Annotated in this window: 17 protein-coding genes and 1 pseudogene; 3 read left to right on the forward strand and 15 right to left on the reverse strand. The window is 42.0% G+C overall.

Going from position 1 to position 18,725, the window contains the following annotated elements:
* Positions 1–11: 11 nt before the first annotated feature.
* The 3 genes and pseudogenes from NXH67_RS18040 to NXH67_RS18050 form a co-directional block, all read right to left on the reverse strand.
* Positions 12–278: pseudogene (locus NXH67_RS18040) on the reverse strand (AHH domain-containing protein); the annotation flags it as partial.
* A gap of 12 nt (positions 279–290) precedes the next feature.
* A complete protein-coding gene (locus NXH67_RS18045) occupies positions 291–935 on the reverse strand; it encodes a polymorphic toxin-type HINT domain-containing protein (RefSeq protein WP_272798260.1) in 645 nt (214 codons plus the stop codon).
* 11 nt (positions 936–946) lie between these two features.
* Positions 947–1,390, reverse strand: a complete 444-nt coding sequence (locus NXH67_RS18050; protein WP_272798261.1) for a hypothetical protein — start codon at positions 1,388–1,390, stop codon at positions 947–949.
* 55 nt (positions 1,391–1,445) lie between these two features.
* Between NXH67_RS18050 and NXH67_RS18055 the strand changes: the two genes are divergently transcribed.
* Entirely contained in the window at positions 1,446–1,982 is a 537-nt protein-coding gene (locus NXH67_RS18055; protein ID WP_272798292.1) for an IS66 family transposase, read from the forward strand.
* Between the two features lie 37 nt (positions 1,983–2,019).
* On the opposite strand, the gene NXH67_RS18060 is transcribed toward NXH67_RS18055, so the two are convergent.
* From NXH67_RS18060 to NXH67_RS18070, 3 genes are all read right to left on the reverse strand, one after another.
* The gene (locus tag NXH67_RS18060; RefSeq protein ID WP_272798262.1) at positions 2,020–2,541 is read right to left on the reverse strand and encodes a GNAT family N-acetyltransferase; all 522 of its coding nucleotides are present in this window, start codon (positions 2,539–2,541) and stop codon (positions 2,020–2,022) included.
* A 269-nt stretch (positions 2,542–2,810) separates the two neighbouring features.
* Positions 2,811–3,611, reverse strand: coding sequence for a hypothetical protein (locus NXH67_RS18065; RefSeq protein ID WP_272798263.1), 801 nt, complete (start codon positions 3,609–3,611; stop codon positions 2,811–2,813).
* Positions 3,608–4,081, reverse strand: coding sequence for an RNA polymerase sigma factor (locus NXH67_RS18070; protein ID WP_272798264.1), 474 nt, complete (start codon positions 4,079–4,081; stop codon positions 3,608–3,610). Before NXH67_RS18070 ends, NXH67_RS18065 begins: the two co-directional genes overlap by 4 nt.
* Before the next feature lie 120 nt (positions 4,082–4,201).
* On the opposite strand from NXH67_RS18070, the gene NXH67_RS18075 reads away from it, so the two are divergent.
* On the forward strand, positions 4,202–4,381 hold the full coding sequence (locus tag NXH67_RS18075; RefSeq protein ID WP_272798265.1) for a hypothetical protein: 180 nt from the start codon (positions 4,202–4,204) through the stop codon (positions 4,379–4,381).
* Between the two features lie 233 nt (positions 4,382–4,614).
* On the opposite strand, the gene NXH67_RS18080 is transcribed toward NXH67_RS18075, so the two are convergent.
* From NXH67_RS18080 to NXH67_RS18090, 3 genes are all read right to left on the reverse strand, one after another.
* Entirely contained in the window at positions 4,615–6,345 is a 1,731-nt protein-coding gene (locus NXH67_RS18080) for a sugar ABC transporter substrate-binding protein (RefSeq protein ID WP_022778925.1), read from the reverse strand.
* 136 nt (positions 6,346–6,481) lie between these two features.
* Positions 6,482–7,354, reverse strand: coding sequence for a carbohydrate ABC transporter permease (locus NXH67_RS18085; RefSeq protein WP_272798266.1), 873 nt, complete (start codon positions 7,352–7,354; stop codon positions 6,482–6,484).
* A gap of 14 nt (positions 7,355–7,368) precedes the next feature.
* Positions 7,369–8,316, reverse strand: coding sequence for an ABC transporter permease (locus tag NXH67_RS18090; RefSeq protein WP_022778923.1), 948 nt, complete (start codon positions 8,314–8,316; stop codon positions 7,369–7,371).
* Positions 8,317–8,626: 310 nt separating this feature from the next.
* Here NXH67_RS18090 and NXH67_RS18095 point away from each other — a divergent pair, with 310 nt between their 5' ends.
* Positions 8,627–10,426: an Rqc2 family fibronectin-binding protein gene (locus NXH67_RS18095; RefSeq protein WP_272798267.1), complete on the forward strand. Its 1,800-nt coding sequence runs from the start codon at positions 8,627–8,629 to the stop codon at positions 10,424–10,426.
* 3 nt (positions 10,427–10,429) lie between these two features.
* Here NXH67_RS18095 and NXH67_RS18100 read toward each other — a convergent pair whose 3' ends face one another.
* The 6 genes from NXH67_RS18100 to NXH67_RS18125 all read right to left on the reverse strand — a co-directional run bounded on the left by NXH67_RS18100 (position 10,430) and on the right by NXH67_RS18125 (position 18,690).
* Positions 10,430–11,521 carry a hypothetical protein gene (locus tag NXH67_RS18100; RefSeq protein WP_272798268.1) on the reverse strand — a complete coding sequence of 364 codons (1,092 nt, stop codon included), beginning with the start codon at positions 11,519–11,521 and terminating at the stop codon, positions 10,430–10,432.
* Positions 11,522–11,635: 114 nt separating this feature from the next.
* On the reverse strand, positions 11,636–13,195 hold the full coding sequence (locus NXH67_RS18105) for an ABC-F family ATP-binding cassette domain-containing protein (RefSeq protein ID WP_272798269.1): 1,560 nt from the start codon (positions 13,193–13,195) through the stop codon (positions 11,636–11,638).
* 152 nt (positions 13,196–13,347) lie between these two features.
* The gene (mmsB, locus tag NXH67_RS18110; protein ID WP_022778919.1) at positions 13,348–14,538 is read right to left on the reverse strand and encodes a multiple monosaccharide ABC transporter permease; all 1,191 of its coding nucleotides are present in this window, start codon (positions 14,536–14,538) and stop codon (positions 13,348–13,350) included.
* Positions 14,539–14,541: 3 nt separating this feature from the next.
* Positions 14,542–16,086 (reverse strand): multiple monosaccharide ABC transporter ATP-binding protein, encoded by a 1,545-nt coding sequence (mmsA, locus tag NXH67_RS18115; RefSeq protein ID WP_026668747.1) that lies wholly within the window; start codon positions 16,084–16,086, stop codon positions 14,542–14,544.
* Between the two features lie 225 nt (positions 16,087–16,311).
* Positions 16,312–17,406 (reverse strand): multiple monosaccharide ABC transporter substrate-binding protein, encoded by a 1,095-nt coding sequence (chvE, locus tag NXH67_RS18120; RefSeq protein ID WP_022778917.1) that lies wholly within the window; start codon positions 17,404–17,406, stop codon positions 16,312–16,314.
* Between the two features lie 216 nt (positions 17,407–17,622).
* Positions 17,623–18,690, reverse strand: coding sequence for a sugar ABC transporter substrate-binding protein (locus NXH67_RS18125; RefSeq protein WP_022778916.1), 1,068 nt, complete (start codon positions 18,688–18,690; stop codon positions 17,623–17,625).
* Positions 18,691–18,725 lie beyond the last annotated feature (35 nt).

Genomic DNA, 18,725 nt, shown 5'->3' on the forward strand with positions numbered 1-18,725 from the left:
TTCCTTTCGTATTATCTTGGTTTCGCATATAATATACTTGGATTGTTCATTATAATTGTTTTAAGATTATTAAATTCCCGCATAAAAACATTAACGTCACCTTTAGCTATTTCATCAATATCTTTAAGATGCTCCAGCATAAAATCATGATAAGCGTTTGTATGCCTGCCACAGTGATTGTTCATCAATTCAATATTCCATTTACCACCAAGTTTCAAATCGTAATTTTCCAGAATCTTTTCGAACTGCGGAGTATATGTTTTGTTCTTATTTGAAAAGAAATGATGCTTTTATGGTTTAGCAACTTTTTTAGGAGTTTGCTTTGCTGCATCTGCAATATTTTCCGCACCACACTTATTATGCACCAGCACATTTGTACTGCCGACAAAATACGTGTGGTAATCTTCAACTGCAAAGTTGTAGACGGGTACTGCGTTTTGGAGCTGTTCCCAACGCTTGATCAGAAGGTGAAGCTCATTGCCTTCATTATCAACAAGTGTGGTTCCTTCCTCAAGGTCTCCTGCAAGTACAAAACCTATATTCTTTACATAGAAAGGATGGGCAGGTGTTGTTGCAATCGCCTCTCCATCTATTTTCAAATGGATAAGCTCTGTGGTCTCATGAACATAGGTTTCAAGAACTCTCTTGTAGGTAACATCTCCTGTTTCCGGATCTTCTGATAGGACAAATTCTCCCTCTTCTATCTGCTCGATTGGAATCGCTCCGTCAATGGTCTGCACCAGGGTTCCGGCAACAAAGCAGTGGTTATTTGTCATTCCACCGGTGATAAAGCCTTCTATCAATCCGGTCATGAAGCTATCGCATGCCCCATCGATGGCAGCCTGTTTCGTCTTTTCCAAATCTCCGCCACTGGTGACATAAGCTATTCCACCATTTATTCCCTCGTTAGATACTGAACTCGTGGGAATGTACATATAACTTTATGTCATAGATTAGGAAAAATATCTTTCACTATCTTATTTTGAGGATCTAATTCAAGTATCTCTTTGGCAATCTTTTTTGCCTCTTCCTCTTCAAAATCCACGTCCGGAACTCTATAGAAAAATAGCATCATTTGTAAATTTTCCACATTTCTATTTTGCTCTAATATTTCTCTCTGATGATATAGTGCCATAGCATACGCACCTTCCATCCAGTTGATACTAAAGCAAAGAATATCTACTGCTAATTCCAGCCAATCTATATTGTTAGTTCTTTTATACATAAAAATAGTAAAACAATAAAATGTTAGATTTTGCTGATCAAATGATTCATCGTGTATCTGTTTTATTATTTTATCTGTATCACATTCATCAAATTGTGCTGCTTCTTCAAATAATCCCTTCTTTATTTTTTCGAATATCTCATTTTTTATTTTCATTTCATCCATACATTTCACACCTTATTACATAATCAATTATTCTAATAAATGGTATCTTTTCTTAATTCTAAAATGCTCCGGTCATCTCTCTAGAGATATGCAGAAGATAGTCGATTATTCTGACCATCCCTGGGCCAAGGAGTTGAAGGATTACCTTGCAGGCATACTTCATGAACGGAACATACTTGTGGAAAATGGCGTAGAGTCCTTCGGAACCAGGTATTATACAATCATGGAAGAAATCGATAGAATCCTGAAAAGAGCCGACGAGCAGTTCGCTACATCAAAGGGCAAATATAATGAGTCTGATGAAAGGAAACTGATAAATCACCTTAGGAAGTTCAAGAAAAGTAACTTCCTCTGGATAAAGGACTTTTCAGTGCCACCCACAAATAACCTTGCAGAAAGAAGCCTTCGCGGTATTAAGGTAAAGCAGAAAGTATCCGGGCAGTATCAGGACATCAAGAATGCAGGATTCTTTGCTGATGTAAAAAGCTATATCGCTACCTGCAGCAGAAATGACATTCCACCTTTTCAGGCTCTTACCAAACTGATGGAAGGAAATCCATATACCCTAAAAGAAATATTAGGCGGAGCATAACTCCGCCCCGTTACTGTGCATTCTAGCCTCGGTTTTGTCACTCACCCAGATAACGATATTCAAGTCCGAAATAGCGATTATCAGTTTCCTTACTCAGATAATCATACCCTTCCTCTGATGCAATCTGAAAGTCACACTTTTCATGGGTTTTTAAAGATGCTATATTCTTTTTGCTAACGCAATCACAAAGCCTGAACGGTCCTGCTTTTTTCAGCTCTTCAACGACATTAGACAAGAGTAATGCACCATATCCATTTCTTCTATGATCCGGACGCGTCTCTAGCGCTTCAAGATAATATACGTCTCTTTGAACCATGCATGTTCTTAGCGCACTGAGCCATTCTCCATTCTCTTCATATATCCAGTAAACACTATCCTCTCGCTTGAAAAAATCATTCTTTAAAAAATCGCAAAAATTCGTCTCCACAAGCTTAACTGCTTTTTCTTTATCCTTTTCGTCTGGATAAAAATACTCGGTATTATCATAATTACTCTCTGAGTATATATCCATCAGTTTTCTTTCATCCAAGTCACTATACTTCATTATTTTTCTAAGCATAACAATACCTCCCAAATGCAAACAGAAATATTGTAATCTTCATGATAGAAAAAATAAAGAACATCTTACGCAATTAACTGTGAATAATAACATAATTTTTGTTACAGTTCATCCCCTAGTTTAGACTGTAAGAAATAGCCCTTCCATCATCACGCCCTGTTATACCCATAAAAAAAGCAGCACACAATTCAAATATGGATCATGTACTGCGCAAAAGCTACATATATAGCTGATGGAATTATAGGTACAAGACAAGGTTAGCGTCAGCTTCACTTATGCTCGATAATCTCTTTCGCCATGGAATAGAGGTCATCCGCAGATAGATCATTTCCTGATGTTTCCAGAAGGTAAATTACATTATCCATCTCAAAAAGCAGTGTGGAAGCGTAGGTTGTTTTCCTCTCTAGTGATCCATAATAAATAAAAAAGTGGTTGTCTGATTCTGCTCGTTCCAGTTCCTCATTTGTCAGCGTTCGCTTCTCCGCTGCCGGAACTGACAGATACTCGTTCAGGCTATAATAAAGAGTTATTCCATCAATTTCTGTCTGATCGGTAGCATTTTGGGCATCCTCACTATCTTTTAGGTGAGCACTTGCTATTACAGGGTTCATGTGGATTTCAAGATCAGCTTTGTTCTCACACGTATAGTGGATATTTACGGCTTTATCCTTGGATATTTTATTGTTACCGCCGTCAAAAGCATTTGTTTCTGACAGGTACATATATTGAAACTTATAGCCATTATTGAAGGCTTCTACTGCCGAAATATCTATCTGTGCCGCTTTTTCATATTCTGTAAGATTTTCAAAATGCCTTGTTCCTGATAAATCAACTTTTTTGCTGGTCAATTTAGCCGGATTACCGATAAATGCAGCAGCGATCAGACCTAATGTCATTAGGCACGCAGCCGCTAAGACTGCGTATTTCTTTATGCTGATATTTCTTTTCTTGCCAGATATACCGGTGATCGGAGTTGTATTAATCATCCTCTGTATCATCCTGTTTTTGGCAGCATCTGATAGTGTCAAATTTGCCATAGCGTCAAGATATTCTGCATTTCTGCTCATCATTGCATGTCCTCCCTTAGTGTCAGTTGTAGTTTTTTCCTGGCTCTTGATAAAAGAGTCCTTACAGATAGTTCTGTTTTTTGAAGTATTGAAGCAATCTCTTTTATCGAATACCCTTCGTAATAGTACAAGAAAATGCATATACGGTAGTTATGCGGAAGCTTCATTACTTCTTCAGTAATGCCTGTTTCGTGTGATTCCGTGGCCTTGATATCTCCCAGTTCTTCCAATGTAGTTGTGTTTTTGAAGGCTGAACTCTTGAGTACATCTTTGCAGGCATTGATCGTAGTTCTGATGATCCACGCTTTCTCATGTTGCTGGTTTTCAAAATGGACATCTGAAGCGATATATTTCAAGAAAACTGTTTGACATATATCCTCTGCGTCTGATGCATTTTTCAGATAGTTCACGCCTATGCGATATATCAGGTCACCGTAGCTTTCAACCAGTCGCCGTGCTTCTTTCTCCTCCATATGTTTGCTCGCTTTCTATTGTTTTTGAATCTCTCTACTTATAATACGATTGATATACCACAAACGTTACAGTAAAATATAAAAATGTTGAAGGTACATGTTTACTGGAGGAAAACATCAATGACTTTTAGAGAAAAACTGGAATCTTTACCTGAATCAGAATGGAAAAATAGTAAGGTAATGATTAAACCAATAGTAAATGAAAAAGAGCTGATATATGCAACTTATGACTGTCAGGTTACCAAAGAACAGCAGGATCTTGTAAACCCTTCCTGGTTTGAAATTGGAAAAACCGTTTAACATGTATTTACTACTTTTATACGAATGAAAAATATCCCGGCAAATATTTGGTGAAATCGCGTAGGCTTGCTCCTACTCGATTTCGCACACGAACATTCCGCACTTCGTGCTCCATGTTCTTATAACCGGCAAATGAATTTGTATGCAAGCATCCATTCACTTGCCGGTCTTGTGCAACAAAAAGAGGAGCTAAACTTCAGCTCCTCTTGTATTACAGCGATATAAATTATTTCTTATGGAAGCATGTCAGCATCGCCGAAGTACTCAGCCCACTTCTCTGCACGCTCGTCGATGATTGCCTGTCCGCCGCTTGAGAGATAATCTGCAAGATAGCTGTCCCAAACAGAATCGAAATCAGCTTCTGAAGCAACTACTGCGTTATCATAGATCTGATCTCTCTTAGCAGAAAGTGTATCACCTACACCTGCCTCTGCTGTGATCTCACCAACGTTAACATTCTTGGGCTCAAGGCCGTCTGCCATAGCGATCTTGTTAGCCTGATCTACAAGCTCAGGATCTGCCTCAGCATAACCGTAAGCAAGTGAAAGTGCTGCAAGAGCCTCATCGCCGAAGTATGTTCCGTTACATGTGATTGTGTAGTCAATGTTCTTACCTGAGTTCTGGATTGCATCGCCTGTTGCTGCAATGATCTGGATAGCGCCGCTGTCGAGAACTTCATGTGTAACGCCCTCATCACCTGCCTGGAGGTATTTGATTGTCTCAGGCTTAGAGATGAAGTCAAGGTAAAGAAGAGATGCTAAAGGCTCATCGTTGGTTGTAGGGAAGAAGATCTTTCTGTCGCCTGCTGAGCTGTAGAGCCACTTTGAATACTTGCCTGCTGAGTTCTTGAAGCAGTCAACAGGAATAAATACAGCGTCCTCGCCTACGTTTCTCTTGAGGTTAGCATTGATGCTGTCCTCACCGTTTCTGAATACATAGTCCCAGTTGTGCTGGAATGCGCCTACATAGCCTGCTTTGATCATATCGTCCTCAGTTGTGTCGCCACTTCCGTAAAGAACGAAATCTTTCCACATAAGGCCTGCATTGTACCACTTGTTAAGAAGTCTTACAGCTTCCTTGGTTGAAGCCTGTGTAACCATTCTGTCATCGAATCCGTTGATGTAGTACTCTTTGTCTGTGATGTTAGGATCCATGTAGGATGTGATGATGTTGGATGCTCTCCATCCGATATCATAGCTTGCTGAAAAAGGAACCATCTTGGAAGCATCACTGCCAAGAAGTGTATCAGCATTGTCTCTGAAAGCGATAAGCATGTCTTCGAATTCCTGAGTTGTTGTAGGAACAGAAAGTCCAAGCTTGTCGAGCCAGTCTTTACGTACAAAGGTAACGATTCTCTGCTGCTCTGCTCTCTTACCTTCAAGTGCCCATACTGTGCCGGTCTTGGGATCCTTGTCCCAAAGCATGTTAGTATCACCAAGCCATGTCCAAAGGTTAGTAAGATCGCCCTTATAGGTCTCGATCATCTCGCTAAGATCGATAACGCCGCCCATCTGAGCATAAGTAAGAACTGTAGGATAGCTGTAGGTCACGCAGATATCAGGAGCTTCCTGAGCTGCAAGAAGGTTGTTGATGTCATCAACCTCTGTCCATCTGGGAACCTTTTTGAAGGTAACTTCTACGTTGTGCTCCTCGAGCATTCCCTTCTTGATGTACTCTGTGTACATGTTGTTCTCAGGATCTGAGCCGCCGTCATTTCCTCTGTCGTAGATCTCAACTGTGATCTGTCTTGTCTCTGCAAACTTACCATCTGTAAGCTCAGATGATGTTGCCTCAGCTGCAGGCTCAGCAGGTGTCTCTGCTGCGGGTGCCTCTGCTGCAGGTGCCTGTGTATCTGCTGCGGGTGTCTCAGCTGCAGGTGCGCTGCCGCCTTCAGAAGATCCGCATGCAACTACAGAAAGAACCATTGCAGATGCAAGTAATACTGATAAAACTTTGTTTTTCATATTGACCTCCCTTCAAATGAGTCAATTAATATTTATTTAATCCAATAAGGATTAAGTTCAAGGTAGTTCTGATCTCGCACGTTGTGCTCGCCATAACAAGAATTCGCACTAAATTCGAAAATACCTCATTAAGTGCTCATTCTTTGACCGCACCCATGGTCACGCCATGAATGAAGTACTTCTGCAGGAAAGGATAAATGCACAGGATCGGAATGGTTGAAAACATTACGATGGCAGCCTTAAGGGACGCTGACAGTCCCGGGGTTGAGAAGCCTTCCTGTGTAGCAACCTCAACCTGATTGATATTGTTGATGATGTTGTACAAAAGGAGCTGTAATGTGTAGTACTTGGCCTCTCTCATGTACATCAGGGCATCTGAATATCCGTTCCATCTTCCTACCGCATAGAACAGAGCGAGTGTAGCCATAACCGGCTTGGAAAGCGGTATGTAGATCTTGGTCAGGATCTCGAAGAACGTCGCTCCGTCAATCTCAGCGGATTCACGAAGGCTGTCCGGTATTCCATAGAAGAAGCTTCTCATGATGATCATGTTATAAACGCTCATGACACCCGGAATAATGAGAACCAGAGGGTTACTCAGAAGGTTCAGCTTCTGCATCAGCAGGTAGTTCGGAATTGTTCCTGCGTTAAAAAACATTGTTATTGTTATGAAGATATTGATGGCTTTTCTTCCGCGAAGATTCTCGAAAATCAGCGGAAATGCACATAAGGTAGTCATTGTCAGTGAAAGTACAGTACATACAATCGTAAGAAATACTGTCCACACGAAGGCTCTTATGTACTTGGGGTCCTTAAGGACCGTTGCATAGGCATTTAAGTTAAAGCCCTTGGGTAAAAGATATACCTCATTTCTTACCAGATAGTCTGTTCCGCTAAGGGACTTGGCAAGAAGGTTAATCATAGGTATCACGCACATCAGGCTTATTACAAGGCAGAAAAGCACAAATACTACGTCCCAGGCTTTATCTGCATCGGATTTAATTTTCATTTGCTCGCACCTCCTTACCAGATTCCTCTCTCTCCAAGCTTACGGGAAATGAAATTCGCCATAAGAAGGAAGAATATTCCCACTACAGACTGGAACAATCCAACCGCTGTAGTAAGTGAGAACTGCAGACCCTTGATACCGACTCTGTACACGAAGGTTGCGATAACGTCTGCCACACGCATTACCAGATTGTTCTGGAATGCAAAAGGACGGTCAAATCCGCCACCGAGGATATTACCAAGGCTCATGATAAGAAGAACTACAATCGTAGGCTTGATTCCCGGAAGGGTGATGTGCCACATCTTGCGGAATCTTCCGGCTCCGTCAACGGAAGCAGCTTCATAGAGCTCCGGGTTGATACCTGCTATTGCTGCCAGATATACGATTGATCCCCAACCAAAGTTCTGCCAGATACCAAATCCGATATAGCTTCCGATCCAGTGTTTTCCGTCATTAAGGAAAGGAATAGGATCAAAACCCATCTTGCTGATGACCATATTTACAAGACCATCTGTAGGAGCAAGAAGCTGCAGAGCCAAGCTGTAAATAATGACCCATGACAGGAAGTGAGGCATGTAAGCAATCGTCTGAACCACTTTCTTGTAATGCTTGAAGCACAGTTCATTAAGTATTAATGCAAAAATAATTGGTGCCGGGAATCCAAAAAGAAGATCCAGCAGATTAAGTGTCAGCGTGTTTCTAAGAGCATATTTAAAGTCATTGTTCTTAAATGCTTTGATAAAGAATTCAAAACCATGATTATCTGCCAGCGGCAGCTCCCATATGCTCTTAACAAGGCTGTACTTTTTGAAGGCGATCTGCACATAGACCATTGGTGCATACTTGAATATCGTCAAATAAAGAAGCGGCAGGAAAAGCATTGCATATAACTGCCAGTAGCGCTTCATATAGACGCCAAAAGATTTCGAGTTCCCCGAACTCGTTTGAGATTTCTTCCCCATAAAAATCCTCCCAGTTTTTATGCGAATTGCACATATAAATTTGAGGTTATTATATTTTTTCTTGTCATGTTGCACTTCTCATTTGTTGCTTCATGTTTACTATATGTTGCTTTTAAAGGTACTTTTTACCGCAAAAAAATCAAATTGTGCAACTTTTTCAATGTGTACAGCAAAATAAGCAAAGTGACGCATAATAATCCAGATAATGTTGTAGTTGCATGAATATTTTGTATCTTTGATTGAATCTGTGATACATGGTACAATATAGCCTGCATTTATAGTTATTCTTAATCATGAAAGGTAGTAAACAATGGCTTTTGACGGAATTACAGTTGCAAACTTAACCAAGGATTTAAATGACCTTCTGACCGGAGGCCGTATCTATAAAATAGCCCAGACAGAGAGCGATGAACTTCTTATCACAGTCAAGCTCTCCTATGAAAATATTGATAAATATCAGATCAAGCAGGCAAGAGTAGTCATGTCCGCAGACGCTTCTCTCCCGCTGGTCTATATGACCGATGACAACAAGCCCTCCCCCATGACTGCCCCCAATTTCTGTATGCTTCTTCGTAAGCACATCCAGAATGGGCGCATTATTTCCATCACTCAGCCGGGAGGCCTTGAGAGAATTATCAGATTTGAGATTGAGCACCTGGATGAGATGGGCGACCTTCGTCACAAGGTCCTTCTCATCGAGATCATGGGCAAATACAGCAATATCATCTTCACCGATGAAGAGGACATGATCATCGACAGTATCAAGCACATTCCCGCTTCTGTCAGCTCGGTAAGAGAAGTTCTTCCCGGAAGACAATATTTCATCCCTTCCCAGGATAAGATCAATCCTCTTGAAACCACAGCAGATGAATTCTCCTCCAGCGTTCTCAGTAAAGGAATGCCTGCTTTTAAAGCAATTTATTCAAGCTACACAGGCCTGTCTCCCATCATATCTCAGGAGATCTGCTACAGAGCAGGTGTTGATGCCGACAAATCCGCAGCAGCCCTTGATCCTTCCGAATCAGTCAAGCTCTACAGAGCCTTTGATGAAGTTATGGATCTGGTTAAAACCGGTAATTTTACCCCTGTTATCGTTTATGAGAAAGGCGCACCTAAGGAATATTGCTCCATTCCTCTTACTATCTATGGCAATCAGAATGGTAATTCAAATGAATCAGGTTTTAATACCACTCAGATGAGCAGCATTTCCTCACTCATCGAGCAATATTACGCCGAAAAGAACGTTGTAACCCGTATCAGACAAAAGTCTGTGGACCTTCGCAAGATCGTTCAGACCGCCCTTGAGAGAAACGTAAGGAAGTACGATCTTCAGACCAAGCAGCTTCAGGACTCCGAGAAAAAAGACAAATACAGAATCTACGGAGAACTCCTCACTGTCTACGGCTATAGTGCCAAGGAAGGCGATAAGAACATAACCGTCAACGACTACAACACCGGAGAAGATGTTACGATTCCCCTGGATCCTACTCTCTCCATAAGTCAGAACGCCAAGAAGTATTTTGACAAATACACCAAGCTAAAGAGAACTCAGGAAGCCCTCACAGAGCAGATGCAGGAAGTAGCTCAGGCCATCGAACAGCTTGAATCCATTGCTACTTCTCTGGACATCGCCCAGAAGGAAGCAGACCTTGCCCAGATACGTCAGGAGCTTGCTCTTTCAGGTTATGTTAAAGCTCATACCCAGGGCAAGAACGGTCGCAAGGAAAAGATAACCTCCAAACCTTTCCACTATCTCTCCAGCGACGGATTTGATATCTATGTAGGCAAAAATAATATTCAGAACGATGAACTCACGTTCAAAACCGCAAATGGCGGCGACTGGTGGTTCCATGCCAAAAAGATCCCCGGCTCCCACGTTGTTCTGTTAACCGGAGGTAAAGAAGTCCCTGACAGAGCCTTCGAAGAAGCTGCCGCCCTGGCCGCTTTCTACTCCAAGGGTAAAAATCAGGAAAAAGTCGAGATTGATTATCTAAGGCGTAAAGACGTAAAAAAGCCCGGTGGGGCTAAACCGGGCTTTGTAGTGTACTACACCAATTATTCAATGGCTATTTCACCGGATATTTCCGGTCTGAAACTGATCAGCGATTAATTATCATTCGCCTCTTTTGGCAAAATAAACTCCGCCATAATCGGATTCCTTGTAATCTACGGCTTCATAATCAAGAGAATATGCCGCCTTTAGAAGTACTGCTCTTCCATCTGTAATTCTGAAGGTGGCATTATGATTAAAGGAAAGGCTGTCGGAATCCTCAAGATTGCCGTCATAAAAGTTAACATTAATAATACCGTTATCTCTTAGAATAATTCCTGCAATGGTATTACCATCAGCCTTTATTGCTTCCACAACCTTCTCTGTTCCTTCATAACCAAGGAGTTCTTCTTCTGTTATTTCCCTGCCTTCATACTCTTCGAATTCACCGCTGTCCTTATTGTAAAAATAATAATAAGGCTTCCAGGTATGTCCTGTGCCATCAGAGCATCCATCGTAGCAATCAAGTGTTACAATTGCCGTTCCGTCACTAAGTCCGGCACAGGCTCCCATCTCGGAGATACCAAGCCTGTAGGCCTTACCGTCTTTTACCCCGAATACAAGATTGTTAACTGCAGTAGCTGCCGCTCTGTATGAAGGAGCAAAGAACATCGGATGATCCTTGGACACCTCATTAACACCTGTTCGGATGACATATTCTTCATTTGGTTCATTTATAATGAGTTCAAGATCTCCCCAGGCAGTATTGATATCCTCTGAGATATTGGTTACTTCATCATCATCAACGTAATATACAGCACCATCTACGTCAACTTCACCATAGTCTTCATATCTTGTGCCTACTATAGCAAAGGCCTCTTTACTGCCGTCTCCGTCAAAATCATCGCAAATATAGTACTCTATGCTGTCTGTAACTTCTGCCTTAAGTTTATTGTAGTATTCGTCATCTGATTCTGTCGGGTTCTCAACCTGAACTTGATCAGTAGTAGCTGTAGCAGCTGCCTCTTCCGATATATCTATTGAAGCCTCATCACCAGAAATATTTGAATCAGACTCATATGTTATTATCTCCGAAATCTCTGACATATATGCATCAGGTATATCTGTGGTAGCACTACTGCCACATCCACTAAGGCCTGATACGATCATAGTTGAAACTGCCGTCAACATTATTCCATTAATACTCTTTTTCATAATAAATCCTCCCGGTGCACATATATAAACAGGCATATTCCTTAACATCGCAATAATCCGCTGCCAAAACTGCAAATTTATATTCCCCATTTTGCAGATCTTAAAGAATAATTATCACACTCTTGTTGTCCACTTGGAGCAGTCCATGATCTCAGTTGCGAAATCCTGATAGAAATCAGGTTCATGGCAAACCATCAGAATACTGCCTTTGTATTCCTTAAGCGCTCTGTGAAGCTCTTCCTTGGCATCTACATCAAGATGGTTGGTAGGCTCGTCCAGAACCAGAACATTGGACTCTCTGTTAATAAGCTTACAAAGTCTGACCTTGGCCTGCTCACCACCTGATAAAACCTTACACTTGCTTTCGATATGCTTGGTGGTAAGTCCGCATTTTGCAAGGGCTGACCTAACCTCATATTGGGAAAAGCCCGGGAATTCATTCCAGATTTCCTGCATGCAGGTGGTCTCAATATCAGGAGACATCTCCTGCTCGAAGTATCCGATCTCTACGTTCTCTCCAAGCTCCACACTTCCGCCCAGGGAAGGGATAAGTCCCAGAATACTCTTAAGAAGAGTTGTTTTACCAATACCGTTGGCACCGGTAAGGACAATCTTGGAATTTCTCTCCATTGAGATATTCAGAGGTGTGGACAATGGACTGTCATATCCGATAACAAGGTCCTTGGTCTCAAATATCATCTTGCCGGGAGTTCTTGCAGTCTTGAAGTTAAACTCAGGCTTCGGCTTCTCCTGGATTTTTTCAATGATATCCATGTTATCAAGTTTCTTCTGTCTTGACATTGCCATGTTTCTTGTGGCAACTCTGGACTTATTTCTTGCAACGAAGTCCTTGAGCTCGGCAATCTCCTGCTGCTGACGATTGTAAGCTGCCTCTCTCTGTGCCTTTTTGGCCTCATAGACTTCCATAAACTTGTCGTAATCTCCAACATATCTGTCAAGGCTGTGATATTGTCCGTCCATGTGATAAATGATATTTACCACATTATTGAGGAAGGGAATATCATGGGATATCAGAATAAAAGCGTTGTCATATTCCTGAAGATATCTCGTAAGCCATACAATATGCTCAGCGTCGAGATAATTCGTAGGCTCGTCAAGAAGAAGGATGTCAGGCTTCTCCAATAAAAGCTTTGCCAGAAGAATCTTGGTCCTTTGTCCTCCCGACAGCTCGGTTACGTCCCTGTCAAGTCCCAGCTCAAGGAATCCCAGTGCTCTGGACACTTCTTCAATTTTGGAATCAATAAGATAAAAATCTCTGTTGGTAAGAAGATCCTGAATAGTTCCAAGTTCCTCCATATATGCTTCAAGAGTTGTTTCGTCCGCTTCTCCCATGGCATCACAGATTTCATTCATTCTGCGCTCCATATCAAAAAGAGGCTCATAAGCTGACGCAAGAACGTCTCTGATGGTCATTCCCTCTTTTAACACTGCGTGCTGATCAAGATAGCCCACCTTGACGTTCTTGGACCACTCAATCTTACCTGCATCAGGCATCAGCTTGCCTGTGATTATATTCATAAAGGTGGATTTACCCTCTCCGTTAGCACCAACAAGGCCGATATGCTCTCCCTTAAGGAGTCTGAAGGATACATCCTCAAAAATGGCTCTGTCACCAAAGCCATGGGTTAAATTTTCAACATTCAAAATACTCATAACATATCTCTTTCTTCTTAAATCTAAACAGTCACGGCTAATATCTTACCTTATTTCACAATAATTAACAATAAAAATGAGGCCACAGCATAAAAGCTGTGGCCCCTAAAGGGAATTGCATATGGGATGCATTGGCCTTTCAAATTATTAGATCAGTTCTTGGCAAAGAGCTTACCGCCTCTCTTTGATACTACATCAAAGATAACAGCTGCAAGAAGAACCACGCCCTTAACCACTTTCTGCATGTTGGCATCTACGCCCATAAGTGACATACCAAGGTTGATAACACCCATGAGAACCGCACCGACAATAACTCCGGGAACTGTTCCGATTCCGCCGTAAGCAGATGCTCCACCGATGAAGCAGGATCCGATAGCGTCCATCTCATAGTTCTGACCGTATGTAGGCTGAGCTGATGTAAGTCTTGCGATTGTGATCATTCCTGCAAGTGCTGCAAGGAATCCCATGTTGGTATAAGCAAGGAAGTATACCTTGTTGGTGTTGATACCTGAGAGCTTGGTAGCCTTCTCATTACCACCAACTGCGTAGAAATAACGTCCAACAGTTGTGTTGTTGGTGATGTAACCATACACAAGGACAACAACCATAACCCAGATGAGAACTGTAGGAATACCTTTGTGCTGTGCAAGCTTGTAAGCAAAGATAAGAATAACTGCTGTAATTGCGATAAGCTTGATAAGGAATGTAACAAAAGGCTCTACATCATAGTTCTTTTTAACTCTCTTAACACGACCTGTAACCTCAATAAGAATGAAGATACCTGCTGCAACAAGACCGCCAAAGAGACATGTAAGGTTGAGCTCTGCTCCGCCGAAGATATCGTGAACATAGCAGTCAGCACCGCCACCGAAAAGGTTAACGAAGGCTGTCTTATCCTTGATAGAAACGGTAAGACCGTTGAGCACTACGTTGGAAAGTCCTCTGAATGCAAGCATTCCTGCCAGTGTTACGATGAAAGGAGGAATTCTTACGAATGCGATCCAGAAGCCCTGGAAAGCACCGATTGCTGTACCGATGAGGATCATGATAATGATTGAGAGCCAGATGGGAACATTTAAGTTAACCATCAGAGTTGCTCCAACCGCACCAACGAAACATACAACAGATCCAACTGAGAGATCGATGTTACCACCTGTCAGTATGCAAAGAAGCATACCGGTTGCCAGAACGAACACGTAAGCGTTCTGTGAAATAAGGTTACTAACGTTCATGGGAAGAAGGATTGCTCCTCCTGTCTGCCATGCAAAGAAACCAAGTACCACCAGAAGAACCAGTACCATGGTATTTTTCTTAAGAAAGCCCAAAACCTGTTCTTTACTCATAATTTATTCCTCCCCTTTTCCGGATGACTGTAAGATATAAGTCATAATCTTTTCCTGGGTAGCATCTTTGCCATCCAGTTCTCCAACCATTCTGCCTTCATTCATAACATAAATTCTGTCACACATTCCCAGAATCTCCGGAAGCTCGGAGGAGATCATAATAACAGATTTGCCTTCGGATACCAGCTGGTTGATAATGCAGTAAATCTCGTATTTAGCGCCTACGTCGATACCTCTTGTGGGTTCGTCGAGAATAAGGATATCAGGATCGGCAAACATCCATTTTGCCAGAAGGACTTTCTGCTGGTTACCACCTGAAAGATTTCCTACATTCTGCTCTACAGTAGGGCATTTTGTTTTAAGTTTTTCTTTGTAATCAACGGCTACCGCAAATTCCTTGTCTTTGTCGATTACATTGTTTTTGCTTACTTCATCAAGATTAGCCAGCGTTGTGTTAATCTTAATGGGATTGGAAAGGATAAGACCGTTTCCTTTTCTATCCTCAGTTACGTATGCAAGTTTATGTTTAATAGCCTGCTGAACGTTGTTAAGGTGAACTTCTTTACCGTTGATAAAGAGCTGTCCGGAAATATTCTCACCATAGCTCTTACCGAAAATACTCATGGCAAGTTCTGTTCTGCCTGCTCCCATAAGTCCGGATATACCGAGAACCTCGCCCTTTCTTACGTTCAGATTGACGTTGTTGACTATTTTTCTCTCACTATATAAAGGATGGTAAACATTCCAGTTCTTTACCTCCATCATAACTTCGCCGATATGAGGCTCTCTCTTTGGGAATCTGTCGGAAAGCTCTCTTCCTACCATTCCCTTGATGATCCTTGCCTCAGAGAAGTCGTCCACGCCCTTGGTAAGGGTCTCAATGGTGGAACCGTCACGGATAACCGTGATCTTGTCGGCTACATAGGATACCTCATTAAGCTTATGTGAAATAATGATGGATGTGAGACCCTGCTCTTTTTTGAGTTTGAGCATAAGATCCAAAAGAGCTCTTGAATCAGTCTCGTTAAGTGATGATGTAGGCTCATCAAGAATAAGAAGTCGTGCATTCTTGGAAAGAGCCTTTGCGATCTCAACCAGCTGCTGTTTACCAACACCAATGTCCTTGACCAGTGTTTCCGTGCTCTCCTTAAGTCCTACTATATCCAGGTACTTACGAGCCAGCCCGGAGGTTTCGTTCCAGTTAATTCTGAACTTGCTTCCTCTCTCATTTCCGAGGAACATGTTTTCTGCGATTGTCATGTAGGGAATAAGCGCAAGCTCCTGATGGATAATAACAATCCCCTTACCTTCACTATCCTTGATATCATTGAATTTACAAACTTCGGAATCATATACAATGTCACCTTCGTAGGATCCAAACGGATAGATACCGCTGAGAACGTTCATAAGTGTTGATTTCCCGGCACCGTTCTCTCCTACCAGCGCATGTATTTCTCCCTCTTCAACCTGGAGATTAACATTATCCAAGGCCTTGACACCAGGGAAGGTTTTGGTGATATTCTTCATTTCCAATAATATCTTCGCCAATTTAACCCCTCCTTTTCCCATATTATTATTTAAACTTTTTTCATTTGGTGAATTTTACTTTTTTCAATGATAACCGGATTGCTTCGCTACCGCTCTCGCAATCCGGCATCTATTCGGAATCCGCAAATTTGCTTCGCCAATTGCTACTTCCTCATATCTGTTAAAGTCATAAAAACAACATGCTTAACATGCAAGCATGTAAGCATGTTGTTCTATGACTTATTATCACTTAAGCTGATCCTCTGTGTAGTATCCGGAATCGATAAGAAGCTGCTTGTAGTTGTTTGCGTCTGCAAATACAGGCTCGCAGAGGTATGAAGGAATGATGCCTGTGCCGTTGTCATAGGTCTTAGTATCGTTAACGGGAGCGTCTGAGCCCTTCATGATAGCGTCAACCATCTCTACGGTCTTGGAAGCAAGTGTACGTGTATCCTTGAAGATAGACATTGACTGCTTGCCTGCGATCATGTTCTTAACGTTAGCAACGTCACAGTCCTGACCTGTGATGATAGGCCACTCAGCTGTGTAGTTAGCCTCAAGAGAGTTTGTAACACCAAGAGCTGTTGAGTCGTTTGAGCAAAGAACTGCGTCAATCTTGGTTCCGTCAGCATAGTTAGCTGAGATGATGGCATCCATTCTTGACTGAGCATTCTCTGTTGACCAGTTAGCTGTAGCAACCTGATCGAACTCTACCTGACCTGACTTAACAACGAGCTTGCCGGCATCGATGTAAGGCTTAAGAACGTCCATAGCACCGCCATAGAAGAATCTTGCATTGTTGTCACCGGGGTCACCTGTGAAGCACTCAAGGTTGAAAGGACCTGCAGCGTTGTCAAGATCAAGCTGATCTCTGATGTACTCGCCCTGCTTTGTTCCAACCATGTAGTTATCGAAGGTTGCATAATATGTAACAGCGTCTGAGTTCATGATAAGACGGTCATAAGCGATAACCTTGATGCCCTGCTCCTTAGCCTGAGCAAGAACTGTTCCAAGTGAATCACCATCGATAGATGCGATTACAAGAACCTGAGCTCCTGAGCTGATCATATTCTCGATCTGAGAAACCTGTGTAGCGATGTCGTTAGATGCATACTGAAGGTCTACATCATAGCCGGCTGCCTTGAGCTGCTGCTCCATGTTAGCACCGTCCTGATTCCATCTCTGGAGATCCTTAGTAGGCATTGCAACACCAACCTTGCCGCCTGAACCACCGGCTGATCCGGTAGACTCGGAACCTGTAGAAGCAGCATTGCCGCAACCTACAAGAAGAGATGCAGCCATAGCTGCACAAAGAAATACGCTTAAAAGTTTTTTCTTCATAATTGCCCTCCCAAATTATTGAGTTGTTATTTTTTTGCAGAACTTTTTGTCCTGCTCTTTACATTATCCAAGTTAACATATTTTAAATAGCAATGATTTACGACATTCTTCACTTTTTTACTATGAATCAGCAAAATAAAACGGACATGCTAGCATTTTTTTGCTATCATGTCCGCACTTTTTCAAAAATGTGCTATTGTAATAAATATTTATCGATTAATCGGGCATTTTGCCTGGAACATTCAGATATACATCTTCCTTGAGATGGAAACCGCTTCCGATAATTATCTCATTCATGTTTTTCTCGGTTACATTTACAGGATCAATTCTGAAAAAAGGAACCTCATAGGTGCCATCATAATAAACCGACAGATTCTCTGAATCCAGCTCCTCTCCTCCTGCAAGCTTGACTGCACAGACAGCTGCCTGCTGAGCAAGCTTCTCAATAGGCTTGTATACAGTGGATAACTGAGTTCCTTCCACTATTCTCTGACACGCTTCCAGATCGGCATCCTGTCCGACAACCAGTTTTTTACCTGCAAGTCTCTTCTCGGAGAGCACATGAACAACTCTGCCTGCAAGATCATCATTACCGCACATTATTGCATCAGCTTCCATTATCAGATCCATATTCTCATATACGTAGTCACTTGCAAGCTCCGCTCTCCAGCCATCAGCATAAAAGGTATCAAGAATCTCGCAGCCATTCTCCTCCATGATCTTGTCAAAGCCTGCATCCACCATGTGAACATTACTGTCTAAAGGAGAACCGCAGATTTTGACCACTTTGCAGGCATCTGCCTTGTTATTTACTATAGTCTCTCCCATCAATTCTCCGACCTTCTCATTGTCAAAAGAAATATAGAGATCCACATCTGCATTGGTTATCAGTCTGTCATAGGCTATGATCTTGATTCCTTCATCCTTGGCCTTTTTAACAGAATCCTTGAGAGCTTCTGAATCAATACAGATAATCACAATAACATCCATACCCTGCTTGATGAAGTAGTCGATTTGTTTTTTCTGCTGCTCAATATCTCCGTTGGCATTCTGGACATTAACCTCTGCCCCCAGCTCTTTGGCCATGGAAACAAAAATGTCCCTGTCCTTCTGCCATCTCTCGATTACAAAAGAGTCAAAGCACATACCAATCTGTGGTTTGTCATCCTCAGACTTGGATGGCCCCTGCCCGCTTGTATTTTCCGGCGCACATCCGAATAAAAATGTAAAAGAAAGCAATCCGGCAAGCATAACAGCCATTTTCTTAAGTATTGTTTTTTTCATCCCCAAATACCTTCTAATCCTCTTGCATACCTTTA

This window comes from Butyrivibrio sp. DSM 10294, assembly GCF_028539135.1.
In the GTDB taxonomy this organism is placed as follows: domain Bacteria; phylum Bacillota; class Clostridia; order Lachnospirales; family Lachnospiraceae; genus Butyrivibrio.